The sequence below is a fragment of the Nocardia sp. NPDC004415 genome (assembly GCF_053602435.1).
This window is the reverse complement of sequence record NZ_JBSGDP010000016.1, coordinates 74,537-98,861: the sequence shown is the minus strand read 5'-3', so window position 1 is coordinate 98,861 and position 24,325 is coordinate 74,537. Positions and strand designations below refer to the sequence as shown.

At 71.0% G+C, this 24,325-nt stretch carries 25 protein-coding genes and 1 pseudogene; 16 read left to right on the top strand and 10 right to left on the bottom strand.

Features of this window, described 5'->3' with window-relative positions:
- Positions 1-25: 25 nt before the first annotated feature.
- Together ACWEMY_RS10800 and ACWEMY_RS10795 are read right to left on the bottom strand one after the other, a co-directional pair.
- Positions 26-910: a helix-turn-helix domain-containing protein gene (locus tag ACWEMY_RS10800; RefSeq protein WP_375927261.1), complete on the bottom strand. Its 885-nt coding sequence runs from the start codon at positions 908-910 to the stop codon at positions 26-28.
- Between the two features lie 18 nt (positions 911-928).
- Positions 929-1,234 (bottom strand): DUF397 domain-containing protein, encoded by a 306-nt coding sequence (locus ACWEMY_RS10795; RefSeq protein ID WP_452389812.1) that lies wholly within the window; start codon positions 1,232-1,234, stop codon positions 929-931.
- Between the two features lie 281 nt (positions 1,235-1,515).
- Here ACWEMY_RS10795 and ACWEMY_RS10790 point away from each other — a divergent pair, with 281 nt between their 5' ends.
- The 6 genes from ACWEMY_RS10790 (at position 1,516) to ACWEMY_RS10765 (ending at position 7,574) form a co-directional block, all read left to right on the top strand.
- On the top strand, positions 1,516-1,752 hold the full coding sequence (locus ACWEMY_RS10790) for a hypothetical protein (RefSeq protein WP_375927257.1): 237 nt from the start codon (positions 1,516-1,518) through the stop codon (positions 1,750-1,752).
- A gap of 85 nt (positions 1,753-1,837) precedes the next feature.
- The gene (locus ACWEMY_RS10785; protein WP_452389811.1) at positions 1,838-2,272 is read left to right on the top strand and encodes a CBS domain-containing protein; all 435 of its coding nucleotides are present in this window, start codon (positions 1,838-1,840) and stop codon (positions 2,270-2,272) included.
- A 55-nt stretch (positions 2,273-2,327) separates the two neighbouring features.
- Positions 2,328-3,599, top strand: a complete 1,272-nt coding sequence (locus ACWEMY_RS10780) for an aminotransferase class V-fold PLP-dependent enzyme (protein ID WP_452389810.1) — start codon at positions 2,328-2,330, stop codon at positions 3,597-3,599.
- 32 nt (positions 3,600-3,631) lie between these two features.
- Entirely contained in the window at positions 3,632-4,870 is a 1,239-nt protein-coding gene (locus ACWEMY_RS10775; RefSeq protein WP_452389809.1) for a heavy-metal-associated domain-containing protein, read from the top strand.
- Positions 4,867-6,264, top strand: coding sequence for a decarboxylase (locus ACWEMY_RS10770; RefSeq protein WP_452389808.1), 1,398 nt, complete (start codon positions 4,867-4,869; stop codon positions 6,262-6,264). Before ACWEMY_RS10775 ends, ACWEMY_RS10770 begins: the two co-directional genes overlap by 4 nt.
- Positions 6,264-7,574: a pyridoxal-phosphate dependent enzyme gene (locus tag ACWEMY_RS10765; RefSeq protein WP_452389807.1), complete on the top strand. Its 1,311-nt coding sequence runs from the start codon at positions 6,264-6,266 to the stop codon at positions 7,572-7,574. Before ACWEMY_RS10770 ends, ACWEMY_RS10765 begins: the two co-directional genes overlap by 1 nt.
- Here the strand turns inward: ACWEMY_RS10765 and ACWEMY_RS10760 are convergent, their stop codons facing one another.
- Positions 7,575-8,885, bottom strand: coding sequence for a condensation domain-containing protein (locus ACWEMY_RS10760; RefSeq protein ID WP_452389806.1), 1,311 nt, complete (start codon positions 8,883-8,885; stop codon positions 7,575-7,577).
- Positions 8,886-9,050: 165 nt separating this feature from the next.
- Between ACWEMY_RS10760 and ACWEMY_RS10755 the strand changes: the two genes are divergently transcribed.
- The 3 genes from ACWEMY_RS10755 (at position 9,051) to ligD (ending at position 11,620) form a co-directional block, all read left to right on the top strand.
- A complete protein-coding gene (locus ACWEMY_RS10755) occupies positions 9,051-9,437 on the top strand; it encodes a cold shock domain-containing protein (RefSeq protein WP_452389805.1) in 387 nt (128 codons plus the stop codon).
- 105 nt (positions 9,438-9,542) lie between these two features.
- Entirely contained in the window at positions 9,543-10,622 is a 1,080-nt protein-coding gene (locus tag ACWEMY_RS10750; protein ID WP_452389804.1) for an ATP-dependent DNA ligase, read from the top strand.
- A gap of 32 nt (positions 10,623-10,654) precedes the next feature.
- Positions 10,655-11,620, top strand: coding sequence for a non-homologous end-joining DNA ligase (gene ligD, locus ACWEMY_RS10745; RefSeq protein WP_452389820.1), 966 nt, complete (start codon positions 10,655-10,657; stop codon positions 11,618-11,620).
- Position 11,621: 1 nt separating this feature from the next.
- Here the strand turns inward: ligD and ACWEMY_RS10740 are convergent, their stop codons facing one another.
- The gene (locus ACWEMY_RS10740) at positions 11,622-12,329 is read right to left on the bottom strand and encodes a hypothetical protein (RefSeq protein WP_452389803.1); all 708 of its coding nucleotides are present in this window, start codon (positions 12,327-12,329) and stop codon (positions 11,622-11,624) included.
- A gap of 263 nt (positions 12,330-12,592) precedes the next feature.
- On the opposite strand from ACWEMY_RS10740, the gene ACWEMY_RS10735 reads away from it, so the two are divergent.
- Complete coding sequence (locus tag ACWEMY_RS10735; protein ID WP_452389802.1) at positions 12,593-12,946, top strand: hypothetical protein; 354 nt, start codon at positions 12,593-12,595, stop codon at positions 12,944-12,946.
- Here the strand turns inward: ACWEMY_RS10735 and ACWEMY_RS10730 are convergent.
- Entirely contained in the window at positions 12,943-13,572 is a 630-nt protein-coding gene (locus ACWEMY_RS10730; RefSeq protein ID WP_375935165.1) for a TetR/AcrR family transcriptional regulator, read from the bottom strand. The two genes, ACWEMY_RS10735 and ACWEMY_RS10730, sit on opposite strands and share 4 nt — an antisense overlap.
- 139 nt (positions 13,573-13,711) lie before the next feature.
- On the opposite strand from ACWEMY_RS10730, the gene ACWEMY_RS10725 reads away from it, so the two are divergent.
- The gene (locus tag ACWEMY_RS10725; RefSeq protein ID WP_452389801.1) at positions 13,712-15,142 is read left to right on the top strand and encodes an SDR family NAD(P)-dependent oxidoreductase; all 1,431 of its coding nucleotides are present in this window, start codon (positions 13,712-13,714) and stop codon (positions 15,140-15,142) included.
- Positions 15,143-15,217: 75 nt separating this feature from the next.
- Positions 15,218-15,598, top strand: coding sequence for a DUF2784 domain-containing protein (locus ACWEMY_RS10720; RefSeq protein ID WP_375927232.1), 381 nt, complete (start codon positions 15,218-15,220; stop codon positions 15,596-15,598).
- Here the strand turns inward: ACWEMY_RS10720 and ACWEMY_RS10715 are convergent.
- A complete protein-coding gene (locus ACWEMY_RS10715) occupies positions 15,579-16,331 on the bottom strand; it encodes a thioesterase II family protein (RefSeq protein ID WP_452389800.1) in 753 nt (250 codons plus the stop codon). The two genes, ACWEMY_RS10720 and ACWEMY_RS10715, sit on opposite strands and share 20 nt — an antisense overlap.
- Positions 16,332-16,374: 43 nt before the next feature.
- Here ACWEMY_RS10715 and ACWEMY_RS10710 point away from each other — a divergent pair, with 43 nt between their 5' ends.
- The gene (locus tag ACWEMY_RS10710) at positions 16,375-17,745 is read left to right on the top strand and encodes a CoA transferase (protein ID WP_452389799.1); all 1,371 of its coding nucleotides are present in this window, start codon (positions 16,375-16,377) and stop codon (positions 17,743-17,745) included.
- Between the two features lie 46 nt (positions 17,746-17,791).
- Here the strand turns inward: ACWEMY_RS10710 and ACWEMY_RS10705 are convergent, their stop codons facing one another.
- Positions 17,792-18,358 carry a TetR family transcriptional regulator gene (locus tag ACWEMY_RS10705; RefSeq protein WP_452389798.1) on the bottom strand — a complete coding sequence of 189 codons (567 nt, stop codon included), beginning with the start codon at positions 18,356-18,358 and terminating at the stop codon, positions 17,792-17,794.
- Positions 18,359-18,463: 105 nt separating this feature from the next.
- Here ACWEMY_RS10705 and ACWEMY_RS10700 point away from each other — a divergent pair, with 105 nt between their 5' ends.
- From ACWEMY_RS10700 to ACWEMY_RS10690, 3 genes are read left to right on the top strand one after another with little or no spacing between them, the layout of a single operon-like run.
- Positions 18,464-19,675 (top strand): FAD-dependent monooxygenase, encoded by a 1,212-nt coding sequence (locus ACWEMY_RS10700; RefSeq protein ID WP_452389797.1) that lies wholly within the window; start codon positions 18,464-18,466, stop codon positions 19,673-19,675.
- Positions 19,676-19,719: 44 nt separating this feature from the next.
- Positions 19,720-20,760 carry a nucleoside hydrolase gene (locus tag ACWEMY_RS10695; RefSeq protein WP_452389796.1) on the top strand — a complete coding sequence of 347 codons (1,041 nt, stop codon included), beginning with the start codon at positions 19,720-19,722 and terminating at the stop codon, positions 20,758-20,760.
- On the top strand, positions 20,757-21,638 hold the full coding sequence (locus ACWEMY_RS10690) for an amidohydrolase family protein (RefSeq protein WP_452389795.1): 882 nt from the start codon (positions 20,757-20,759) through the stop codon (positions 21,636-21,638). The genes ACWEMY_RS10695 and ACWEMY_RS10690 overlap by 4 nt, the downstream gene beginning before the upstream one ends.
- Here the strand turns inward: ACWEMY_RS10690 and ACWEMY_RS10685 are convergent, their stop codons facing one another.
- From ACWEMY_RS10685 to ACWEMY_RS10675, 3 genes and pseudogenes are all read right to left on the bottom strand, one after another.
- Positions 21,639-22,673: an alpha/beta hydrolase gene (locus tag ACWEMY_RS10685; RefSeq protein ID WP_375927218.1), complete on the bottom strand. Its 1,035-nt coding sequence runs from the start codon at positions 22,671-22,673 to the stop codon at positions 21,639-21,641.
- Positions 22,674-22,825: 152 nt separating this feature from the next.
- Positions 22,826-23,464, bottom strand: a complete 639-nt coding sequence (locus ACWEMY_RS10680) for a response regulator (protein WP_452389794.1) — start codon at positions 23,462-23,464, stop codon at positions 22,826-22,828.
- A gap of 478 nt (positions 23,465-23,942) precedes the next feature.
- Positions 23,943-24,119 (bottom strand): annotated as a pseudogene (locus tag ACWEMY_RS10675) (histidine kinase); the annotation flags it as partial.
- Positions 24,120-24,325: the final 206 nt, after the last annotated feature.

Genomic DNA, 24,325 nt, shown 5'->3' with positions numbered 1-24,325 from the left:
TCGGCGTCAGCGCTTCCCTGTTCGTTCAGTCGCGCTCGGCGTACTCCAGCAGGATCTCGCGCGAGCGGTCCGGCCGGGCGGCCTGCACGCTGAGCTGGTCCATGACCGACAGGTACAGCGCCAGGTCCTGCCTGCGCTCGAGGTACAGCGCGCTGGTGAGCTGCTCGAGGTAGACGATGTCGGGCAGCTCGGGTTCGGCGAAGCGCAGGATCGAGAAAGAGCTGCCCGCCGCCGCGTGCCCGCCCGCCGCGTACGGCAGGACCTGCACGGTGACATTGGGCAGCTCGGAGAGCTCGGCCAGGTAGCGCAGCTGCGCGCGGTGCACCTCGCGACCGCCGACCGGGCGGTGCAGCACGGCCTCGTCGATCACCGCCCACACCACGGGCGGGTCGACCCGGCGCAGGATGTCCTGACGCAACTGACGGACCTGGACCCGGCGTTCGGTCTCGGCGTCGTCGAACCCGAGGGTGACCATCGCCCTGGTGTACTCCGGGGTCTGCAGCAGACCCGGCACCAGTTGCGCCTCGTAGGTCCGGATCTGGCTGGCGGCCTGTTCGAGCCCGAGGTAGGTGCTGAACCACGACGGCAGCAGGTCGCTGTAGCGATGCCACCAGCCGGGTTCGCTTGCCTGCCGGGCGAGTTCGAAGAACGATTCCCGCTCGGCGACATCGTGCACCCCATAGAGGGTGAGCAGGTCGCGGATGTCGCGTTCCTTGAATCCGGTGCGGCCCAACTCGAGCCGGCTGATCTTCGCGTGGGAACCACGGATCGCGTCGCCCGCGGCCTCACGGGTGATGCCCTTGCCTTCGCGGAGCTTGCGCAACTGGCCGCCGAGTGCGATACGCAGCACGGTGGGGCCACGGTCGACAACCGGTTGTACGCGACCGATCTCGTCGGGTTCAGCCGTCATGGACGCCGATATTACCGATCACTGCGTCAGATAGTCGAACTCTCCGGCCTTCGCGCCGCGGATGAACGCGTCGATCTCGGGCCGGGTATAGAAGATCACCGAGCCCTTCGGGTCGCGCGAGTTGCGCACGGCCACCGAACCGTCGGTCGCCTCGGCGAGCTCGACGCAGTTGCCGCTGGGGTTGCTGAACGTGCTCTTGCGCCACGCGCCGACGCCCGGGCGTTCGCGCTGATCATGCTGGATTCCGGACACGCCACACTCCTCGTTCTCGAATGATGCCCATCGGTACGAAATTTGCAGATGCACGCTCAAACGTTCTTGCATCTGCATGATTCGACGCGGACACTAACACGCGGCGGCACCCGGCGCACCGGTCGGTACTTACCCGACGTCAGGACCAGCCAGGCCCCGCCCACAGGGTTGTCCAGCCCCCTGAATTCGCAAGCGCCACAAGCCGATCGGCCGCGCGACACGCCGCGAACGGGTGTGCAGATGTTCTTGCATCTGCAAACGAAGCGACCGTAGACTCAGCCCTCGAGATCACCGGAAGGTCGACGGCACACCGGCCGGACCGACCCACCGGCGCCGGATGTGAGGGGCCTCGGATGAGCAGTCCGTTTCGTACACCCCGCCGGATCTCGGCCGCCACCACGGTGGGCCTCGAGATCCCGCGACACCTCGGCGCGGCGGTAGCCCCGCCCACCGCCTGCGGCGACGAGCCGCACAGCCTCACCTATCGCCAGGCGCGCGAGATGCTGCGCCAGCACGATGTGCACGGCCCCCAGTGCAGGCAGTGGCTGGCCGCGGCGGCCTATCTCTCGGCCGGCCTCGACGACGAATAGTCCGTAACTTCTCCGTGCTGGTCAGCGCCGCGTTCGCGGGGCATGCTGGTAGTCGTACGGCCCGTGCGACCCGAGTGAGTGGCCCATGCGGATAGCGGAGATCCTGCGGAACAAGGGAGCGGCGGTGGCGACCGTGCCACCGCAGACCACGGTGCGCGCCCTGCTCGGCGTCCTGGCCGGGCACAATATCGGCGCGGTGGTGGTCTCCCCCGACGGCGCGACGATCAGCGGAATCGTCTCCGAACGCGATGTGGTGCGCCGCCTCGACCGTGACGGCGCGGCCCTGCTCGACCGCCCGGTCGCCGAGATCATGACCGTGCGGGTGCGCACCTGCGGGCCCGACGACCACGTCTCCTCACTGCGCCACATCATGACCGACCACCGGATCCGGCACATGCCGGTGGTGCGCGAGGACCGCCTGGTCGGCATCGTGAGCATCGGCGACGTGGTCAAGAGCGAGATCACCGAACTCGCCGAGGAACGCGGGCACCTGGTCGACTATCTGCAGGGCAGATACTGACCGCCTCGACCGTTGTCGAGGCCGAAATGTGTTGTCCGCGCGTATCGTTGAACGCGTGCACCCCCTCCGGCCCGAGCTCGCCGCCGTTCCGGCGACCCGGCACTCGCCGGTGCCCGCCACGGTCCGGGCGCGCTTCCCCGCGCTGGGCGAGACGGGCGTGGTCTATCTCGACAGTGCCGCCACCACGCAGAAGCCGGAGTCCGTCATCGCCGCGGTCACCGGCTACCACCGCGCGCGAACGGCCAACGCGGGCCGGGGCACCTACGGCTGGGCGACGACGCTGGCCGCCCGGGTCGAGGCGATCCGGGCGCGGGCGGCCGGTTTCCTCGGGGCACGCCATCCCGACGAGATCGTGTTCACCAGCGGGGCCACCGCGGCACTGGGCACGGTCGCGCACAGCTGGGGCCTGACCGGGCTCGCCGACGGCGACGAGATCCTCTACAACCCCGCCGACCACGCCGCCAATGTGCTGCCCTGGCATCACCTGCGCGACACCCTCGCGCATTTCGGCCGCCGGATCGTACTGCGGCCGTATCGCAGCACCCGCTCCGGCGAGGCCGATATCGACGACATCCTCGCCCAGGTGGGTCCGCGCACACGGTTGATCACCACGACGCACCTGCATCACGTGTACGGCGGGCTGACCACACTCGAGGAGCTGCGCGGCCGGATCGATCCGGAGATCCTGCTGTGCTTCGACTGCTCGCAGAGCGGCGGTCACCTGCCGGTCGACCTCACCGCGCTCGGTGCCGATTTCGCCGTGTTCGCCGGGCACAAGATGTTCGGCGCGCCCGGGGTCGGGCTGCTGTACTGCCATCGGCGCGTGCACGAGCGGTTGCGCCCGTTCCTGCCCGGGGGTGGGTCGGGCGTGCGGGTCACCGAGACGGGGCTGCGGGGGTCCGGGATGCCCGCGCTGCTGGAGGGCGGGACGCTGAACCTGCCCGGAATACTCTCGCTCGCACCGGCTTTCGACCTGCTCGACGAGATCGGCCTGCCCGCGATCGCCGCGCACAACCAGGAACTGACGCTGCGTCTGGTCGAGGGCCTGCGCCCGCTGCCCGGGCTGGAGTTCCTGCCCGGACCCGCCCACGCGGACTGTGCCGTCGGCTACGGCATCGTCTCGTTCACCCTCGACGGGATCAGCGCGGCCGATCTCGGATTCGTGCTGGCCGAGGACGGTTTCCTGGTCCGCACGGGTGCGCACTGTGTGCCCGCGGCCGAGGACGGGGCCGGTTCGGTGCGGGTGAGCACCCATCTCTACACGACCCTCGCCGAGATCGACCGTTTCCTCGACTGTGTGGCCGGTATCGCCGGTCACCGGCGCTGAGCCACGACCTGTCCCCGAGCCGAGGAGCACTGATGGGTACGCCTCCCGCGCAGAACTACGATCGCCGCGCCACGGCCCGGATCCTGGCCCGGCTGGCCGAGCCCGGACTGTTCGCCGCCACCGAGGCCGCCGTGCCGGTGCGGATCACGGTGCGCGCCAGTGCCTTACGGCCGAAACCCGGGCGGGCGCTGACCGAATCCCAGCGGCTGTATCTGGAACGGTTCATGCGGCCGTGCCTGCCGGAACAGGTCACCAGCGCCACCCACCGGCTCACCTGGACCGACTCGGCGGGTATCCCGAACACCGGCTACGTCCACGACGCGGGTGCCGGGCCCGAACTCGCCGTCGTCGCCAGGGAGACCGTGCTGGCGCTGTGGCGCGCGGTGGCCGGATCGGGACTGGCCGAGCGGGCCGCCGCGCTCCCGGCGCCGGACCGGGCGGTGCTGCTGGGCACCACGACCGATCACGAGCCGGTCGAGATCGTCCGCGTCGGGATCGAGGCGGCGGGGCGCGCGCTGGTGCAGCACGGGCTCATCGCCGGGGACACCCCCTATCGCGGCATCGTCGAATTCGCCACCGGCCTGCGGGATTCGGGGATCTTCGCCGCGGTCGCGACGAGGTGGTTCTGGGAACTGCAAGCCTCCACGTTCCGGCGCGGGATGATTCCGGTGCGGTTGGAGACCCTGCCCGGCGGCCGGGTGCGCTACACCGCCGAGTCGCTCGCGCTGCTGCGTGCGATGAAGGACGCCACCGTCGCGGACGCCCACGCGGTGATGCGCCGCGCCACGACCGAGGAGGGACTCGATACCGAGGCCGCCGTCGCGAAGTATCACGACGACCTCGATCTGATCTCGCGCCAGTACGCGCTGCTGGCGCCCGGCACCGTCCCCGCGTGCCCGGCGGCGGCCGACACCGGCGGGTCATCGGTGCTCGTGGCGGTCGTGGACCGCTTCGTCGAGACCTTCACCGACCTGGCGGGCACGGTCGAACTCGTCACCGACACCTCCCCGGCCCCACCGGCCACCTCGCACGGCGACGACGGCGTCTTCTTCGTGCCCGACATGAGCTGCAAGCACTGCGTGCGTACCATCACCGCGCTGCTGGAGTCGATGCAGATCCCGGTGCTGGCGATCGATCTGGAGTCCAAGCGGGTGGCGGCGCGCATCCGCAGCCCACGGCACCGGTTCCGGGTCTTCGAGGCACTGCGCGACGGCGGCTACAACCCTGTCGACGAGGCGCCCGCGCCGCTGCCCGGCGCGTCGGTGGGATGACCCCGCCCGCCGTTCCCGCCGCTCTCGCCCCGCTGGTCGCCGCGTTCGTCGACGACCGGGCCGCGGCGCGTGAGGCGCTGCGGCGGTTCGGGTCACCGCTGCACCTGGTGTTCCCGCAGGTGTTCGCCGCCAATCTGGCCGCCCTGCGCGGCGTGCTCGACGCCGCCGGGCTCGGGTACCGGATCTGCTACGCGCACAAGGTGAATCGCTCCGCGGCCTTCGCCCGGACTGCGGCGCAGGCGGGCATCGGCATCGATGTCGCGTCGGTGCCGGAGCTGCGGTCGGCGCGGGCGGCGGGGTTCGCGGCCGAGCGGATCGAGGTCACCGGACCCAAGGGCATCACGCTGCTCACGGCGGCCTGCGCGGCGGGGGTGACGGTCAATGTCGACAATCTCTGGGAGCTCGAGACCCTCGCCGGGCTCGGTCCGGCCGCGGTGCTGGTACGGGTGTCGGGATTCGCGGGCAGCGCGCCGAGCCGGTTCGGGGTCGACCTCGCCGAGATCGACAGCGCCCTGGATCTGCTCGTGCGGCATCGGGACCGGCTGCGCCTGCGCGGGTTCGCCTTCCATCTCGACACCGCCTCGACCGCGGAGCGGGTGCGCGCGGTCGCGGACTGCCTGGAACTGGTCGAGCGCGCCTACGCGCGCGGCCTGGCACCGACGGTGCTCGACATCGGCGGCGGCCTGCGCCAGGTCTTCACCGGCGACCCCACCGGGTACGACGCCTACGACACCGCCCTGCGCGCGGGCCTGCTCGGTCAGGGGCCCGCGCTGCACTGGGGCGGCAACACCTTCGGCTATCACGTGAGCGACGGCACGGTGCACGGGCGCGCCGTGTTCCACAAGTACGCCAATATCGACCCGGCCCCGGCCCTGCTCGCCGAGCTGCTCGCGGCACCGCTGCCGGGGCACGGCGGCCGCGCGTTGAGCCGGGTGCTCGCCGACAATCTGCTCGAACTCTGGCTCGAGCCGGGCAAGGCGCTCGTGGATCGGGCCGGGATCACAGTGGCCCAGGTCGAATTCGTCAAACGGACCGGTGCCGGCGCGACGCTGGTGCATCTGAATCTGAGTCGCGACACCGTCACCGCCGCCGATCAGGAGGTGCTCATCGACCCGATCGTGCTCACCGACGCGACCGGAACCGGTCCCGCCGGGGTGTATTTCGCCGGACACCTGTGCCTGGAACGGGACCTGGTGACCCAGCGACAGGTCCGTGTCGAGCAGCTGCCCGTGCCGGGCGACGCGGTGGTGTTCGCCAATACCGCCGCCTATCTCACGGACCTGTCGGCGGCGAGCGCCGCGATGCATCCGATCCCGGTGAAGGTGGCGGTGACGCGCGCGGACGCCGGGTACGTGCTGTGCCCCGATGCCGGATACCGGCCCGGGGAGCGGTGATGATCTATTCCCACATCACCGAGCTGATCGGTGACACTCCCCTGCTCCGGCTCGATCCGGCGGTGCACGGCCTCGCCGAGGTCGAGCTGTACGCGAAGCTGGAGTCGCACAACCCGTTCGGTTCGGTGAAGGATCGGGTCGCCTGGGCGATGATCCGCGACGACCTCGCCGGGATCACCGCCGAGAACCGGTCGCTCATCGAGGCGTCCAGCGGTAATACCGCCAAGGCGTTGCGGGTGCTCGGCGCCCTGCACGGGGTGCCGCTGCGCGCGGTGACCAATCGCATCCGGGTCACCGAGGTCCGTCAGCTGTTGCAGCTGCTCGGTACCGAGATCGTGGAGCTGCCCGGGCTGTCGGAATGCCCCGATCCACAAGCGGCCGACGATGTCTCGGCGGTGATCGAGCAGACGATCGGTCAGGCGCCGGGGCGCTGGTTCCATCCCTCGCAGTACACCAGCGAGCGCAATGTGGCGGCCCATCACGACGGCACCGGCGCCGAGATCGCCGCCGACCTCGCCGCGGCCGGTATCGCCACCCTGGACTATCTCGTGGGCGGCCTGGGCACCACCGGCTCGACCCGCGGCACCGCGACCGCGTTGCGCGTCCACCATCGCGCGCTGCGCACCGTCGGGGTGGTCTCCGACCGGTTCGACTTCATTCCCGGCATCCGGTCCGAGCGCGAGATGTGGGAGGTCGGGCTGTTCCAGCCGGGGTTCTACGACGAGATCGTCACCGTCGACTCCGCGACCGCGATCGAGGCCACCCTCACCCTGGCCCGCGGCTTCGGGGTCCTCGCCGGACCGACCAGCGGCGCGGCCTACGCGGCGGCCCTGCGCGCGCTCGCGGCCGCGCCCCGCCCCGCGGACAGGCCGCTGGTGGCCGTGCTCATCGTCTGCGACCGGCTCGAACCGTATCTGTCCTATCTCGCCCAGCGCAGGCCCGACCTGTTCGGCAAGCCCGCCGCGCCCGCGGCGCCGGGTCCCGGCGACGCCGCCCCGGCGCTGTCCCCCGCCGAACTGGCCGAGCTCGACCGCACCGGCCGGCCCACCGTCGTCGACACCCGCGGCGCGATGGCCTATCGGGTCGGGCACGTCCCCGGCGCCGTGAACATTCGCGACGACCAGCTCGACGACCTGCTCACCCAGGGCATCCCGTTCCCCCGGTCGCGGCCGGTGGTGTTCGTGTGCCCGGTGGGCGAGACCTCCCAGCGCTTCGCCGCCGTGACACGGCGGGCCGGATTCGACGCGTTCAGCCTCGACGGGGGCATCGTCGCCTGGCGTGACGCGGGGCTGCCGCTGGAACGTGGCTGATCAGAGCAGTATTCGGGCTGTCCGGCGGGCGGTGCCCACCGATCGGCGGCCGGTGGTGGCCAGCAGCGCGGTCAGCGGGCCGCGGTAGCCGTCGGCCAGCAGGGTGACCACGCCGCGGAAGCGGTCGACGAACCGCGCGGCGGTCTCCTCGTCGAAGCGTGCGAGCGGATAGCAGAACGAGCCGTCGATCCCGGCGGGCGCGCCGAGCGGGTCGTAGTGGTCGGTCAAGCCGAACTCGAGATCGTGTTTGGCCCGCACCACGCCCGTGGGGATCTCGGTGATCGACAGCACCTGTGCGGCAGCGGGTTCGGCGGAGGCGACAGCGGGCGTCGCGGCACGCTGCAGGATCAGTGTCGCCTGGAACAGCGGGAGGGCGGCGTCCTGGAGCAGACAGCGCTTGAGTCGCGGGGTGGGGGTGTCGGGGTGGGCGTAGGCCGCCAGCGCGACCCGCCGGACCTGTTCGAGCAGGTCCTCGACATCGGCGGCGCGGTCAAGGCGCACGCGCATCAGCACGTCGTCGGAGAAGTTGCCGACCAGCTCGTCGAGCAACCGGTGTTCGCGCCCGGACACCGCGGTCGCCACCGTCACGTCGGCGCTGCCCGCGAAGGCGCCGACGGTCACCGCGAAGGCCGCCTGCAGCACCATGAACAGGCTGGCCCGACCGTCCTGGGCCAGTTGCAGCAGCCCCGCGTGGGTGCGCGCGTCGAAGGACAGCGGGAGCAGCGCGCCCGCCGCCGGGTCCGCCGGTGGCGAGAGCTGTTCGCGCGCGGGCAACCTCAGCTGCGCGGGCCTGCCCGCCAGCGCATTCGCCCAGTAGCGCAGCTGATGGGTGGCCCGGCTCCACTCGTCGGTGAAGTCGCCGAGCCGGTCGTGCTTCCACAGGGTGTAGTCGGTGTAACTGAGCGGCAGCGGCGCCCAGGCGGGAGCAGCGCCCGCACGGCACGCCAGGTAGGCGGTGACCAGATCGCGGATCAGCGGCCCCATCGACCGGCCGTCGACCGAGATGTGGTGCACGACCAGCACGAGCACCACCTCGTCGGGGCCGAGGACGAGCACCCGTGCCCGCACCGGCAGGTCGCGGGTGAGGTCGAAGGCCCGGCGCGCGAGGTCCGCGATCGTGGCGGCGAGTTCGGCTTCGGAGACGGCGCGTTCGGCCACGTCGATGCCGGTGCCGCGCAATCGCATGGCGCGCGCGACATTCCAGTCCGCCGAGCGGCCCAGGCGGGCGGCGTGCCACATCCGCTCCTGGGCCGGTGCCAGCGGCACGTGCGCCGGGCGCGGTCGCGGCACGGGTGCACCGGGGTCGAACACTCGCCTGCAACCTCCACGCCACCGAACAGATTCGGAACGCTAACGAGTGGAGATCAACGCAAAGTTACCTGATTGTGACCACCGTCTGTCGGCTGACCACTTTCCGGGTAAAACGCCCAAATGCCACGTTAGAGTAGGCGTCGGGAAGCGGAGCTGAGGAGCTGGTTGGTGTCCATCGGGAAATTGGTGTCGTTCGACGGGTCACGGGGATTCGGGTTCATCCGGCCCGACGACGGCGGGCCCGACGTGTTCGTCCATGTCAACGACATCGGCCTCGACGAGGACGAGCTGCGCCAGGGCCGGATCTTCGAATTCGATGTCACCGAGGGTGACCGCGGGCCCAAGGCGATCAATCTGACCGCGGTCGGTCAGGCGCCGTCGGCGGCCAAGGGCCGCAAGGCCGGTGGCCAGCGGCTCGGGTCCGAGGACATGCGCAGGCAGATCACCGAGCTGCTGCTGGAGGCCTCCCCGGCGCTCACCGCCGCCGAGATCATCACCATCCGCGACCGGTTCACCACCTTCGCCGACGAACACGGCTGGCTCGACAGCTGAGCTCCCGGTTCCTGTCGGTCCTCGGCCCTACGATCGGATCCACACCGATGAATCGGGCGTGCTCGCATCGTCGACACGGGTGAACCCCACCCGCGAGGAGGATCGATGGATCTACCGGTGCTGCCGCCAGTGCGCCCCATGCTGGCCAAGTCCACGCCGTCGCTGCCCCGCGAGCCCGGCCTGAGCTACGAGCCCAAATGGGACGGGTTCCGCTGCATCGTGTTCCGCGACGGCGAGGAGATCGAACTCGGCTCACGCAACGACCGCCCGCTCACCCGGTACTTCCCGGAGCTGGCCGAGTTGCTGAAGGCCGCGCTGCCGCCGCGCTGTGTCGTCGACGGGGAGATCGTCGTCGTCACCGACCAGGGCCTGGACTTCGACACCCTGCAGCAGCGCCTGCATCCGGCGGCGTCGCGGGTGCGGAAACTGGCCGCGGAGACACCGGCCAGTTTCGTCGCCTTCGACCTGCTCGCCCTCGACGACCGCGACCTCACCACCGCTCCGTTCACCGAGCGCCGACGCGCCCTGGAATCGCTGCTCGACGCCGCGCCGGGGCGCATCCACCTCACCCCGATCACTCACGACCCCGATGTCGCGCAGGACTGGTTCACCCGGTTCGAGGGCGCCGGTTTCGACGGGGTGATGGCCAAGGCCGACGACCTGCCGTATCTGCAGGACAAGCGGGTGATGCTCAAGGTCAAGCACGAGCGCACCGCCGACTGTGTGGTCGCCGGGTACCGGATGCACAAGGACGGCGAGGGCGTGGGCTCGCTGCTGCTGGGGCTCTTCGACGACGAGGGCAACCTGCACCACGTGGGCGTCGCCTCGAGTTTCACCGCCGCGCGCCGCCGCGAACTGCTCGGTGAACTCGCGCCGCTGCGGGACAACGCGCTGGAGAATCATCCGTGGCGCGACTGGGCCGACGCGGTCGCCCAGGCCGAGGCCGGTGGCAAGATGCCCGGCGGGCTGAGTCGCTGGTCCGGCGGCAAGGATCTGTCGTGGGTGGCGTTGCGCCCGGAGCTGGTCGCCGAGGTGCGCTACGAGCACGTCCAGTCGGGGCGGTTCCGTCACGGGGGCAGGCTGGTCCGCTTCCGCGCCGACCGCACTCCCGAGTCGTGTACCTACGCCCAGCTCGACGAGGTCGCCCCGGCCGAACTCGACGCGATCTTCGGAGCGCACCGGTGAGCGCCGCAGTGGAGCTCGAGGTCGACGGCCGCATGTTGTCGATCAGCCATCCGGACAAGGTGTACTTCAGCAAGCGCGGGGAGACCAAGCTCGACCTGGTCCGCTACTACCAGGCCGTGGCCGGGCCGTTGCTCGCGGTGATCGGGAACCGCCCGCTGCTGCTCGAGCGCTATCCCGACGGCGCCTCGGGCAAGTCGTGGTTCCAGAAGCGGGTGCCCAAATCCGCGCCCGACTGGCTGCGGACGGTGGAGGTGTCCACCCCCAACGGCACCACCAGCGACGCCCTGGTCGCCCACGACCTCGCGCACGTGCTCTGGGCGGTGAACCAGGGCTGCCTGGGCTTCCACGTGTGGCCCAACCACGTGCCCGACCTGCGGATCGCCGACGAACTGCGGATCGACCTCGATCCCTCCCCCGGCATCGGCTTCGACGATCTGCGCGTCGCCGCGGTGCGCACCCGCGAGCTGCTGGCCGAACTCGGCATCGACAGCCGGGTGAAGACCTCCGGCTCACGCGGTCTGCACATCTACGCAGCGCTCGAACCCCGCTGGGACGGCTACGAGGTGCGCGCCGCGGCGGTGGCCTTGGCGCGCGAACTCGAGCGCCGCTATCCCGAGGAGATCACCGCACAGTGGTGGAAGGAGGAACGCGGGTCGCGGGTGTTCGTGGACTTCAACCAGAACGCCCCGCACAAGACGGTGTTCGGCGCGTGGTCGGTGCGGCCGAAGGTCGGCGGGCAGGTCTCTACGCCGATCGACTGGGCCGAACTCGACACCGTGGTCCCCGACGAACTCACCCTCGCGACGGTGCCCGCGCGCCTGGCCGAACGCGGCGACCCGTGGGCCGACCGGGCACCGCAGTCGATCGCCCCACTGCTGGAGATGTCCGAACGCGACCTGGCCGGTGGCCTGATGGACGCGCCGTGGCCGCCGCAGTATCCGAAGATGCCCAACGAACCCCCGCGGGTGCAACCCAGCCGGGCCAAGAAGTCCGACTGAGCTATTCGGTCGTCCAGGGCACCCAGCTGCCGCTGCCCGCCTTGCCCTCGCACACCAGCGCGTGGTCGTCGGCGGTGCGACCGGACTTGTCCACCGACGGATCGCAGCGCGCGCCCGCCTCGTAGTACGCGCCGGAGACCCGGAACGGGCCCGACCAGCTGTGGGTGTCACCCGAGCGCAGGCACAGCAGCGTCGCGCCGTCGGCGGAAACCCCGAGCAGGCCCGCCTGCTCCGCCGCGCACGGCGTGCCCTTCAGGACCACGCTGTTGGCCGCCGGGCTCGGGACCACCGCGGGGACCGCGCCGGTCGCCGCGGGCGTGCCGTGTGCCGAGACCACCGGTGTCGGTGCCGTCGTCGTCGCGGTGGACTGGGCGAGGCTGGGCAGCGAGACCTCGAAGCCCCCGTACACGGCCAGCCCCACCGTCGCCACCGCGGCGACCTCGGCGATGCCGAGCAGCAACGCCAGCACGGCGATCCCGCGTCCGCGCGGATGCCCGAACGACAGCAGCCCGAACACGATCGCGATCGGGAACAGCAGCACCAGCGCGGCTGCCAGCGCCACCATGGCGTACGGGTTCACCCGGGGCTGGTCGGCCGCTCGTCCCCCGTGGCCGTCGTCGGTGCTCGCGTGCGGCCAGCGCTGGCCGTTCCACCGGCGATCGTCCACGTCCTCCTCGGGGTCGTCGTCCCATTGCTCGTACCGTGCCATCAACCCCGGGTCCCTCTGTCGAAATCTGTCCCCGGCCACGCGAACGAGCCCGCTCGCGACGCCGGGTTACGCGAAGAGGATAAGGACTGGTGATCGGTGAGTTGAGCACAACCGGCAAATGTGTCAGCGCACGCACACCACCGGCTCGACAGGCATCGACCCGGGTAACGAACCGGCAAACCCCTTTGCCCAGCCGGCGGGTCCGGGTCCATGCTGGTCATCAGGGGGACCGGCGAGCAGCCCGAGATCGCGAGGAGGACCCCATGTCCGGCAGCACCCCTTCGGCAGACCAGCGGGCCTGGCACGCGCAGGCGGGCGATCTGCTCGCCGACGACTACAACGTGCCGGGCATCATCGCGTGCGCGATCGGCGTCGTGGGCCTGGCGTGCACGCTCGTCGCCGCGGGTTCCGGCAATATCGGCTGGGCCGTGGTCGGCGCGATCGGGACCGCGGTGTTCCTGCTCGGCGGCGCCGGGGCACTGCTGTTCGAGCATCGGCGCGAACAGCACATCGAAGTGGCCTACGGGCGCAGCGGGCACGCTCCCGGTCATCGCGGACCGCAGCGCTACAGCGTCCGCGACATCGAGATGCCGCCGCCGCGCGGGCACGACGGCTAGCCGCGCACCACCGGCATCGTCTCGGTCATCACGGTGAGCAGGGTGTCGGCCAGCAGCCGGTGCACCTGCTCCCTGGTCAGCGTGCCGCGGGTGATCCACTCACGACCGGCGACCTTCACCATGCCCGCGTAGGCCAGGATCAGTGCGCGCAAACGTGCATCGTCTGCCATATCGGCACGGCCGATCATCATCAGCATGCGTTCGGCGGCGGCGTCGTCGGCCTGGTCGAGGATCTGCTGGACCTCCGGGTCGTCACCGACGCCTTCGTGGCTGGTGACCTTCACCCAGGTGGTGCCGTGCTCGGCGATGGTGTCGAGCAGCCAGCCCACGATCGAGTCGACCCGTTCGCGCGGGGTGCCCTGCGGGATCGAGACCTTCTCCGCGCGCGGCAGGGTCACCATGCGGCGCACCACGGCCAGATACAGGTCGCGCTTGTTGCCGAAATAGTGGTTGATCAGGCCGCGCGCGACACCGGCGCGCTGCGCGAGTTCCGCGGTCGACACCGCCGCGTAGGGGCGTTCGCCGAACATGTCGATGGCACAGGCCAGGATCTGCGCGCGGCGCTCGTCGGGTTCGAGCCTGCGCCTGCGTGGCGCGTCTGCGGTGTCGGTATCCAGCGGGGAAATCGGGCTGCTCCGTCGCGTTCGTCGGGGTGCCGCGCGGTTGCGGCAGCGGCAGACCACGATACCCAGCGGGTACGGCACGCGGCCAATGCGACAATAGAGGGCGCCCACGCCCCCGCACGAAGGAATGCCGCAGTCCCCGATGACCGAGAAGACGATCGATCCGGACGAGTTGGCGACCTGTTTACGGGTGCTGGAACAGGCCGGACACCTGGAGAAGGAACACCCTGACTCGATCGCGGTGCAGCGCGCCGTCGGGCACATGTTCAAAAAGCTCAAGCAGCGGCGCCGCATCGAGGCGCGCGAGCAGGTCGCCAGCGCCGATCGCGCCGTGATCGCCGCCACCGCGACCGGCTCACCGCAGCGCATCGACGACGAGACCGCGGGCATCCCGATCAGCTCGGCAACCACCGGCGCGAGCGCGGGCACACTGCTCAAGCCGCGCCCCTGCTACATCTGCAAGCAGCGCTACACCCAGGTCGACGCCTTCTACCACCAGCTGTGCCCCGAATGCGCGGCATCGAGCCACGCCAAGCGCGACGCGCGCACCGACCTCACCGGCAAACGCGCCCTGCTCACCGGCGGCCGCGCCAAGATCGGCATGTACATCGCGTTGCGCCTGCTGCGCGACGGCGCGCACACCACCATCACCACCCGCTTCCCCAACGACGCCATCCGCCGCTTCGCCGCCATGGAGGACAGCGCCGACTGGCTGCACCGGCTGCGGATCGTCGGCATCGATCTGCGTGATCCCGCGCAGGTGGTCGCCCTGGCCGACGATGTGGCCGCCCAGGGTCCCCTGGACATCCTGATCAACAACGCCGCCCAGACCGTGCGCCGCTCGGCGGGCGCCTACAGCGCCCTGGTCGACGCCGAGACCGCGCCGCTGCCCGCGGGCACGCTGCCCGAGATGGTCACCTTCGGCAAGACGATGCAGGCGCATCCGACCGCGCTCACCGCCTCGCTGACGCCGTCGCTGTCGGCCGGTGACGTGGCCGAACTAGCTCTGGTCGCGGGTTCGGCGACGCCGGAGCGCATCGCGCGCGGCGTGGCGATCGACGCGGGTGGGCTGGTCCCCGACCTGGCGCACACCAACAGCTGGGTGCAGACTGTCGGCGAGGTGGAGGCCACCGAACTGCTCGAGGTGCAGCTGTGCAACTCGGTCGCGCCGTTCATCCTGGTCTCGCGGCTGCGGTCGGCGATGGCCGCGGCGGCGGGCAAGCGCAAGTACGTGGTGAACGTCTCGGCGATGGAGGGCCAGTTCGGCCGCGGTTACAAGGGTCCGGGCCACCCGCACACCAATATGGCCAAGGCCGCGCTGAACATGCTCACCCGCACCAGCGCGCTGGAGATGTTCGAGGCCGATTCGATCCTGATGACCGCCGTCGACACCGGCTGGATCACCGACGAGCGCCCGCACTACACCAAGATGCGCCTGGCCGAGGAGGGCTTCCACGCCCCGCTCGATCTCGTCGACGGCGCGGCCCGCGTCTACGACCCGATCGTGCAGGGCGAGAACGGTGTCGACCTGTACGGCTGTTTCCTGAAGGATTACCGGCCCTCGCCCTGGTGAGCCGCGATCCAAGCGATGCCGAACCGGAATGTCGATCATGATTCCGGTCGGTGACGGCACACATATCCTGAACAGGTGCCGTACCGGGTGTTGGCCGATCTGATCGCCGTCACCCACGTCGCGTTCATCGCGTACGTGGTCGCCGGTGGTTTCCTGGCGTGGCGGTGGCCGCGCACGATCGGCGCGCACGCGATCGCCGTGGCCTGGGGGTTCGGCACCATTCTGATCGGCTTCGACTGCCCGCTGACCCACGCCGAGAACTGGGCGCGCAGGCAGGCCGCGGTGTCGGAACTGCCCGCGGCGGGGTTCATCGACCACTACCTGACCGGGGTGATCTATCCCGACAGCGCGCTCGGTCTGGTCCGGCTGCTCGCCGCGACGGCGGTGCTGGCGTCGTGGATCGGGTACGCGCGCCTGCACCACCGGCAGCGCCGGATCAGCTCAGGTGCGGTGTGATCGCCTCGGCCACCGCACCGGGCTGGTCGTCGAGGTAGAAGTGCCCGCCGGGGAAGGTCCGCAGGGTGAAGCCGCCGTCGGTCACCTGGGCCCACTGTTCGGCCTGGGCCACCGTGGTGGTCGGGTCCGCGGTGGAGATCAGGGTGAGGACCGGGCAGCGCAGGGCCGGTGCCGGACGTTGCCGGTAGGTTTCCACCGCCTGATAGTCGGCGCGCAGCGCGGGCAGTACCAGTTCGGCGAGGCCCGGTTCGGCGCGCAGGACGGCCACCGACGCCGGATCGGTGGCGAGGCGTTCCAGATCGTCGATGAGCGCGGCGTCATCGGCCCGGTGCAGGGTGCCGGTTTCTTCGTAGGCGGGCGCGGGTCGCCCGGAGACGATCAGCGCGTGCGGCGGTTGTCCGGCGGCGTCGAGGCGCACGGCCGCCTCGTAGGCCACCGTGGCACCCATGCTGTGGCCGAACAGCACCCGCGCCGGACCCGGCTGGGCGAGCAGGGCCGCGGCGATGTGGTCGGCCAGTTCGTGCAGGTCGGTGACGAGCGGGTCGCCGAGCCGGTCCTGGCGGCCGGGATACTGCACCGCGCTCACCTCGGCGCCGGGCCCGATCCGCGCGCTCAGTGTCCGGTAGTACGGGGCCGATCCGCCGCCCGGCGGGAAACACACCAGTCGCCGGTGCGGCGCGGGCTCCGGTCGCAGCACCCGAACCCATTCCCCGGCAGCGGTATTCACGCCCACCTCACACTCCTCACCCGTCGTCGCGGTCGCTAGGCTGGTCGGGGTGACCGCCGCGCGAGACCTTCTGCACGCCTACGAGGCCGGGCTGGGCGTGCCCGCGTCGGACCTGCCCGACGGGCCCGGTCCCGGAGCCCGGCTCGCCGCCACGCTACCGGTCTGGGCGCTGGCCGCGGGCTCGGTCGGCGCGGTACAGGCGGCGGCGAACCGTTTGCGCGCGACGCGAGGTCAGGCGAGTGTGCCGATCCGGCTCGATCCCGACCGGATCGCCGCGGCGTTCTCGAGCGAGCGGCTGTTCCGCCACCGCGACACCGCACCCCAGGTCTTCGCCCCGCTCTCCGGGTTCTTCCCCACCGCCGACGGCTGGGTCCGCACCCACGCCAACTATCCCCACCACCGCGACCGGCTGGCCGCGATACTCGAGCTACCCGCCGACGCGACCGCCGAGCAGGCTCGCGCGCGGCTGCGCACCTCGGCGGCGGCGGAGGTCGAGGCGGCCGCGGCGGAAGCCGGTGCCATCGCCGTGCGGCTGCGGAGCGAGGAGGAGTGGGCCGAGAGCCCGATGGGCCGGGCGGCCGCGGGTGGCGCGCTCGTCGCGATCGAACGCCGCGACCCGGCAGTCGGGCCGCCACGCGGCTCCTGGACCGAACGCCACACTCCGGAATCCTCGCTGCCGCTGCGCGGACTGCGGGTGCTCGACCTGACGCGGGTTCTCGCGGGCCCGGTCGCCACCCGCACCCTGGCCCTGCTCGGCGCCGATGTCCTGCGCGTCGACCCGCCCCGGCTACCCGAGATCGACTGGCAGTTCCTCGACACCGGCCAGGGCAAGCGGTCGACGCTGCTGGATCTGCGCACCGATCTCGCGGGATTCGAGACCCTGCTCGACGCCGCGGACGTGCTGGTCACCGGATACCGGCCGGGTGCGCTCGCCCGGGCCGGCGTCCGCGCGGCCGGGCGCCCCGGCCTGATCGAGGCTTCGGTGTCGGCCTGGGGTGTCGCCGGGCCGTGGGGTGAGCGGCGCGGGTTCGACAGCATCGTCCAAGCGGCAGCGGGGATCTCGCTCATCGAGGGCGACGCGGATCGTCCCGGCGCGCTGCCCGCACAGGCGCTCGACCACGGCTCCGGCTATCTGCTCGCCGCGGGCATGATCGACGCGCTGGCCGCGCGTTCCGGCGACGGGCTCGGCCGCACCGTCCGCGTCTCGCTCGCGCGCACCGCGTCCTGGCTGCTGGGTGCCGGTGGACGCGAGCCCGTCCACCCCGCACCGGCCGCGCCGCCCGTCTCGGCCACCGTCACCCATGCGATGACCACGACAGCGGCACCCGCACTGGTCGGCTACGACGATTACCGCTGGCCCGCACCGCCATACGGGTCCGCGCAGCCGTACTGGATCGACGCCGCGGACCACCGCCACTGACCAGCCGATGCGGCGATGCCGCCACAGCCCGTACTCACTCAGGCGCTCAGTTCCCCGCGAGCGCCCGCACTGCCGTAGCCAGCTGATCGCCGTCGGGCCCCTCCCCCGGCGTCAGCAGCCAGAGCACGCCCAGCCCCTGGACCAGCGCGAAATACAGCTGACCGAGGGCGGTGGCCTGGTGCTCGTCGAGTTCGGGATGCGCGGCCCGGACCGAGGCGGCGATATCGGCGACCGCGCCGCCGAGCTGATCGCCCAGCTGGGCACGTGCCTCCTCCGAGCGCACGATCCGCACGATGTTCTCCAGACTGGCCAGCATCGCCTCGTGGTTGCCTGCGAAGACCGCGGGCATCCCGTTCCACAGCGTGGTGAATCCGGCCAGCGGTGAGGTCCCGGCGCCCGCGGCGATCAGCGCGTCCATACCGTCGCCCATGGCGGTACCGAGCGCGTCGGCGAGCGCCTCGGTGACGAGCCGGTCCTTCGACCCGAAGTGGTAGCCGATGGCGGCCAGGCTCACGCCCGCCGCCGCGGCGATGTCGCGCGCGGTCGCCTTGGCCACGCCGCGCTCCAGGATCACTTTGCGCGCGCCCGCCAGGAGATCTTCTCGATTACCCATGGTCACCACCCTACCCGAGCGTCTTAGACATTTGTTCTAGACATTCGTGCCAACCATGTGTTAGACATATGTCTAAGACATTCGTTCATCAGATGGGAACACATCATGACCACCACCTCCCTGCACGTCCTGGTCTCCGGCGGCGGGATCGCGGGCAACGCGGTCGCACTCCAGTTGCTGCGCAGCGGTATCCGCACCACGGTGGTCGAGCGGGCCACAGCCCCCCGCCCGGGCGGCCAGGCGGTGGACCTGCGCGGGCCCAGCAAGGACGCGGCCGAGCGGATGGGCCTGCTCGACGCCATCGCGAAGCACCAGCTCGACGAGCGCGGGATGTCCTACATCGGCGATGACGGCGAGCCGTACGCGCGGATGGCGATGGAGGACTTCGACGGCGCGGGCATCGTCGCCGACATCGAGATCACCCGCGGCGATCTCAACCAGGTGCTCCTCGACGCGGTGGCCGCCGCCGACACCGGCCTGCTCGACTACCGCTACGGCGACTGGATCGAGCACATCGACCAGGACGGCACCGGCGCCACGGTCACCTTCGCCGGCGGCGGCACCGAACGCTTCGACCTGGTGATCGGCGCCGACGGCGTGCACTCGGCCACCCGCAGGCTCGCCTTCGGCCCCGAGGAGCAGTTCAGCACCAATCTCGGCGGCTACGGCGCGTTCTTCACCATGCCCAGCCCCGACGGCATCGAACCGGGCTGGTTCCAGATGCGGATGCTGCCCGGCACCATGATCGGCATCCGGCCCGACGGCGACCCGGCCACCAGCAAGGCCATCATGACCTTCCGCACCGAGGTCGATCCGGCCCTGCGCCGCGACACCGGCGCGCAGAAGGCGCTCATCCGCGCGAAGCTGGCCGACGCGGGCTGGCGCGCCCCGGAGATCCTGGCGGCCATGGAGACGGCCACCGACTTCTACTTCGACGAGGTCGCCCGCGTGGACGTGCCGGAACTGTCGGCGGGCCGGGTCACCCTCATCGGTGACGCGGGCTACTGCGGCTCCCCGCTGACCGGCATGGGCACGGCCATGGCCATCGTCGGCGCCTACGTCCTGGCCGCCGAGATCGCCGCCACCCCCGAGGATCTGGCCGGTGCGCAGCAGCGCTACCAGGCCGCGATCACCCCGTTCCTGGACAAGGCCAAGCAGATCCCCGGCGGCAGCATCAAGACGATGCTGCCCAACACCCGGCTCATGGCCGCGCTCGCGAAGGTGAACGTGCGGGTCATGATGTCGCGGCCGATGCGTCCGCTGACCAAGAAGATCTTCTTCGGCCACACCGAGGACTTCGCCCTGCCCACCTACTGATCACCGCGGGCCGGTGGCCGGGTCCGCCCGGCTACCCTCGGTGCGTGCCCCAGAAGATCTTCCTCGACGTCGACACCGGCATCGACGACTCCCTGGCCCTGCTCTACCTGCTGGCCTCGCCCGAGGCGCGCATCGTCGGCATCGCGGCGACGGCGGGCAATGTGCCCACGGCGCAGGTCGCGGCGAACACCCTCGCCATCCTGGATCTGGGACGGGCACCGCAGATCGAGGTGGCTCTCGGCGCGGCCGGACCGCTGGAGATCCCGCTGCGCACCACCGAGGACACGCACGGCCCGCAGGGTCTGGGCTATGCCGAACTGCCCGCGTCCGCGCGCCCGCTCTCGGCACACACGGCGGCGGAACTCTGGGTGGCGACGGTGCGCGAGTCGCCCGGTGAGGTGATCGGCCTGTGCACCGGCCCGCTGACCAATCTCGCGCTGGCCCTGCGCCTGGAACCCGAACTCCCCCGCCTGCTGCGCCGCCTGGTCGTCATGGGCGGCGCGTTCAACCATCCGGGCAATACGACCCCGACCAACGAGTGGAACATCCACGTCGACCCGGAAGCCGCCAAGGAGGTGTTCGACGCCTTCTCGGCGGCACCGGCCGACCGGCGGCCGCTGGTGTGCGCGCTCGACATCACCGAGACCATCGAGATGCGGCCCGAGCACCTGGTGGCGCTGGCGCAGGCCGCGGGCAGCCTGCCGCTCGAGCCGGTGGGGCACACCCATCCGCCCGAATGGCGTTCGGCGGCCACCGATCCGGTGCTGCGCTATCTCACCGACGCGGTCCGCTTCTATTTCGATTTCCACCATCTCTACGACCTGGGCTACCTGGCGCACATGCACGATCCGTTCGCCGCCGCCGTCGCGCTGGACCCCGGGCTGGCTGTCACCCGCCCCGCGACCGTCGACGTCGAGCTCACCGGCACGCTCACCCGGGCCACCACCGTGGCCGACTGGGCGGGCATGTGGGGCCGGGAACCCAATGCCGACATCGTGATCGGCACCGACCCGGCCGTCTTCTTCGACCGTCTCGTCACCCGCGTGGGCGCTCTGGCCCGCCGCCTGAGCCAGGAGCCCGCATGACCGTCGACACCGCCACCTATCTCGCGGGATTCCGCGAGCGTCTGGACCTGCCCGCGATCGTCGACGTGCACACCCATTTCATGCCCGATCAGGTGATGCGCAAGGTGTGGGCCTACTTCGACGCGGCGGGCCCGCTCACCGGCCGGCCGTGGCCGATCACCTACCGCGACGACGAGCAGGTCCGGCTGAAGACCTTGCGCGAGTTCGGTGTTCGCGCCTTCACGTCACTGGTCTACCCGCACAAGCCCGACATGGGTGCCTGGCTCAACGAGTGGACGGCCGAGTTCGCCGCCCGCACCCCCGACTGCCTGCACACGGCCACGTTCTATCCCGAACCGTCGGCGCCGGGCTATGTGCGCGAGGCGCTGGACCGGGGTGCGCGGGTCTTCAAGGTGCACATCCAGGTCGGCGCGTTCTCCCCGCTCGATCCGCTGCTCGACCCGGTGTGGGCGATCCTGGCCGAGTCGCGCACACCGATCGTCATCCATTGCGGGTCCGGGCCCGCCTCCGGCGAATTCACCGGCCCCGCCCCGATCGCCGAGCTGCTGCGCCGCCATCCGTCGCTGCGGCTGATCATCGCGCACATGGGCACCCCCGAGTACACCGAATTCCTCGACCTGGCCGAGCGGTACCCGGATCTGTTCCTCGACACCACCATGGTCTGGACCGACTTCAGCGAGGGCGGTGCCCCGTTCCCGCCCGCCGAACGCGAGCGCCTGGTGCGCTTCGGCGACCGCATCCTGTTCGGCAGCGACTTCCCCAACATCCCCTACCCGTACGCCGAGGCGATCACCGCGCTGGAACGGCTCGACCTCGGACCGGACTGGCTGCGCAAGGTGTGCCACGACAATGCGGCACGGCTGTTCGAGCTGGACTGATCAGGCGGGCATCTCCATGCCCTCGGCCAGCAGCGGCCAGGAGTTCTTGAACGCCTTCTGCCAGTAGCCCCACGAATGGGTGCCCTGGGTGGACAGGTCGAAGGTGGCCGGGATGTCGAGTTCGGCGAGACGGTCCTGCAGGTTCTGCGTGCACCAGTTGGTGGCCGCCTCGATCACCCCGCCCACCACGATCTGATTGGCCAGGCCGACCGGACCCCAGGTGATCAGGTGCGGGTCGCCGAGCTTGTCGTACTCGCCGGGCAGGCCGTTGCCGTTGGAGATGTAGAGCTTGGTGCCGCGCAGGCCCTCGGCATTGACCACGGGATCGTTGGCGGCCCAGGCGGGATCGCCGGGCGGGCCGTACATGTTCGAGGCGTCACCGCCGCCGGTCCCGACGACCACGTTCACGAACTGCCTGCCCACCGGATCGCTGATCTGCGCGCACCCGCTGTAGGCGGCGACCGAGCGGAACAGGCCGGGCTTGGCGATGGCCAGCTGCAACACGGAGGTGACCGTCATCGAATTGGCGGCGATGGCATTGCGGCCGGTGGTGTGGAACATGGCGTCGATCAAAGTGGGCAGTTCGTCGAGGAAGAAGGTGCGCCACTTGTTCACGCCCAGAGTGGGATCGGGTTCGCGCCAGTCGGTGTAGTAGCTCCAGGCGCCGCCGATCGGCATCACGACATTGACGTTCTTGGTCGCCAGGAAGTCCACCACATCGGTGTTGTGTTCCCAGGTGGCGGTGTCCTCGCCGCCGCCGGCGCCGTTGACCAGATACAGCGCGGGCCGCGGCACCGAGGCGTCGGCGGGGCGCTGCACCTTCACCGAGACATCGCGGCCCATGGCAGCGGAGTGGATCCGTACCGTCACCTGCCGCCCGGCGACCGAGACGACCTCGGCGCGGGACCCGTCGATGGCGATGGCCCGATTCGACACGGTGACACCCGGCCCCTCGGCGTGCGCCGCACCGGCCACCGCCGGACCCATCGCGACGACCATCGCCGCCACCACCGACACCGCGCTACGGCACCTCATCGATCGAACCTCCACACGCCACACTGAAAACAGACCGCTCAGTGCGGCCGGTCACAATATCGGGGCGGATCACACTGCCGTTACCTGTTTCACACCGATTCGTCACCATCGAGGCGAGCTCTGTGGTGGATCACAAAGCAGCGGCCCGATTTTCAGCCGTCGGTGAGTTTGGAGGCGTACACCGCCAGGCGGACGCGATTGCCGGTGCCGGTCTTGTCGAGCAGGTTGGCGACGTGGGTCTTGACCGTGCTCACCCCGAGGTGCAGGCGCTCGGCGATCTCCTGGTTGCCGTACCCCTCCCCGACCAGCCGGAGCACGTCGCGTTCGCGGGCGGTCAGATCCGGTGGCGCCGGGGTGGATTCGGCGGTGGGTGCCTCGATCGCGCGGGTGATCAGGCGGCGCAGCAGGGCCGGGGAGAACATCAGGTCACCGTCGACGGTGCGCCGGATGGCGTCGAGCAGGACCGCGGGCTCGGTGTCCTTGACGAAATAGCCCGCGGCACCGGCGGCGAGGGCGGGGAACAGGTGCTCGTCGTCGTCGAAAGTGGTGAGTACCAGGACTTTCGCGCGCGGTGCCGTCGCGAGGATCTGCCGGATGGCCGCGACGCCGTCGAGTCCGGGCATGCGCAGATCCATGACGACGAGATCCGGCGTGAGTTCGGCGTACTGCCGGACCGCGTCGGCTCCGTCGGCCGCCTCGCCGACGACGGACAGGTCGGTGGTGTCCTCGATGAGCATGCGCAACCCGGCGCGCACCAGGCGCTGGTCGTCGGCGAGCAGGATCGTGATCATGCGAGCTCCTCGTCTCGTGCGGTGCCGGGCAGCCAGGCGTGGACCGCCCAGCCCCGCCCGTCGGGCCCGGCCGACACCGTGCCCCGGCCAGGGCGGTGCGTTCGCGCATCCCGACGATCCCGTGCCCGGCGGCGGCCGCGGGTCCGTGGCCGCCGCTGACGATGTCGACCGCGAGTCCGCCCTCCCGCGCGCCGATCGAGAACCGCACCGGCACCGTGGGATCAGCGTGTTTCATGACATTGGTCAGCGACTCCTGGACCAGCCGTAGCAGGGTGAGCCGGGTGATCGCGTCGAGCCCGCCGAGTTCGGCCGCGAGCGTGGCCTCGACGGTGAACCCGGCGGCGCGGGTGCGGGTGAGCGCGGCGGCGATCTCGGTGCCGACGGCGTCGGCGTCGACGAGGGCGACGGTGCCGAAAGCCGGGTCACGCAGGGCCGCGAGCAGGCGGCGGATGTCGGCGAGCGCGGCCGCGGCGGTGGTGCGCACATCGTCGAGGACGGCGACCACCCGCGGGTCGGCGGTGCGGACGACATGTCCGGCCACCGAGATCCGCAGGATGATCGAGGCGATGTGATGGGCGACCACATCGTGCAGTTCCCTGGCGAGCGCGGCGCGTTCGTCGACGCGGGTGCGGGCCTCGGCGTCGGCCGCGCGCATCCGCAGGGTCGCCGCCAGATCACGCTGTCCGCGCAGGTACAGCCCGAGCAGCAGCGGCAGGCCCACATAGGCCGCGGCCTCGACCACCGTGGACGCGCGGCCGATGGAGGTGTCGTGCAGCCCCACCCGGCCCAGCACCACCGCGGCGGTCCAGCCCGCCGTGGCCACCCAGACCGTCGAGCTCCGGTGGGTGCGCGCGATGACGT

What these genes read in the sequence shown, in the direction of transcription:
- ACWEMY_RS10800 (WP_375927261.1), bottom strand. Translation starts at nt 910, where the DNA reads ATGACGGCTGAACCCGACGAGATCGGTCGCGTACAACCGGTTGTCGAC.
- ACWEMY_RS10795 (WP_452389812.1), bottom strand. Translation starts at nt 1,234, where the DNA reads ATGCAAGAACGTTTGAGCGTGCATCTGCAAATTTCGTACCGATGGGCA.
- ACWEMY_RS10790 (WP_375927257.1), top strand. Translation starts at nt 1,516, where the DNA reads ATGAGCAGTCCGTTTCGTACACCCCGCCGGATCTCGGCCGCCACCACG.
- ACWEMY_RS10785 (WP_452389811.1), top strand. Translation starts at nt 1,838, where the DNA reads ATGCGGATAGCGGAGATCCTGCGGAACAAGGGAGCGGCGGTGGCGACC.
- ACWEMY_RS10775 (WP_452389809.1), top strand. Translation starts at nt 3,632, where the DNA reads ATGGGTACGCCTCCCGCGCAGAACTACGATCGCCGCGCCACGGCCCGG.
- ACWEMY_RS10770 (WP_452389808.1), top strand. Translation starts at nt 4,867, where the DNA reads ATGACCCCGCCCGCCGTTCCCGCCGCTCTCGCCCCGCTGGTCGCCGCG.
- ACWEMY_RS10765 (WP_452389807.1), top strand. Translation starts at nt 6,264, where the DNA reads ATGATCTATTCCCACATCACCGAGCTGATCGGTGACACTCCCCTGCTC.
- ACWEMY_RS10750 (WP_452389804.1), top strand. Translation starts at nt 9,543, where the DNA reads ATGGATCTACCGGTGCTGCCGCCAGTGCGCCCCATGCTGGCCAAGTCC.
- ligD (WP_452389820.1), top strand. Translation starts at nt 10,655, where the DNA reads ATGTTGTCGATCAGCCATCCGGACAAGGTGTACTTCAGCAAGCGCGGG.
- ACWEMY_RS10740 (WP_452389803.1), bottom strand. Translation starts at nt 12,329, where the DNA reads ATGGCACGGTACGAGCAATGGGACGACGACCCCGAGGAGGACGTGGAC.
- ACWEMY_RS10735 (WP_452389802.1), top strand. Translation starts at nt 12,593, where the DNA reads ATGTCCGGCAGCACCCCTTCGGCAGACCAGCGGGCCTGGCACGCGCAG.
- ACWEMY_RS10725 (WP_452389801.1), top strand. Translation starts at nt 13,712, where the DNA reads ATGACCGAGAAGACGATCGATCCGGACGAGTTGGCGACCTGTTTACGG.
- ACWEMY_RS10705 (WP_452389798.1), bottom strand. Translation starts at nt 18,358, where the DNA reads ATGGGTAATCGAGAAGATCTCCTGGCGGGCGCGCGCAAAGTGATCCTG.
- ACWEMY_RS10700 (WP_452389797.1), top strand. Translation starts at nt 18,464, where the DNA reads ATGACCACCACCTCCCTGCACGTCCTGGTCTCCGGCGGCGGGATCGCG.
- ACWEMY_RS10690 (WP_452389795.1), top strand. Translation starts at nt 20,757, where the DNA reads ATGACCGTCGACACCGCCACCTATCTCGCGGGATTCCGCGAGCGTCTG.
- ACWEMY_RS10685 (WP_375927218.1), bottom strand. Translation starts at nt 22,673, where the DNA reads ATGAGGTGCCGTAGCGCGGTGTCGGTGGTGGCGGCGATGGTCGTCGCG.
- ACWEMY_RS10680 (WP_452389794.1), bottom strand. Translation starts at nt 23,464, where the DNA reads ATGATCACGATCCTGCTCGCCGACGACCAGCGCCTGGTGCGCGCCGGG.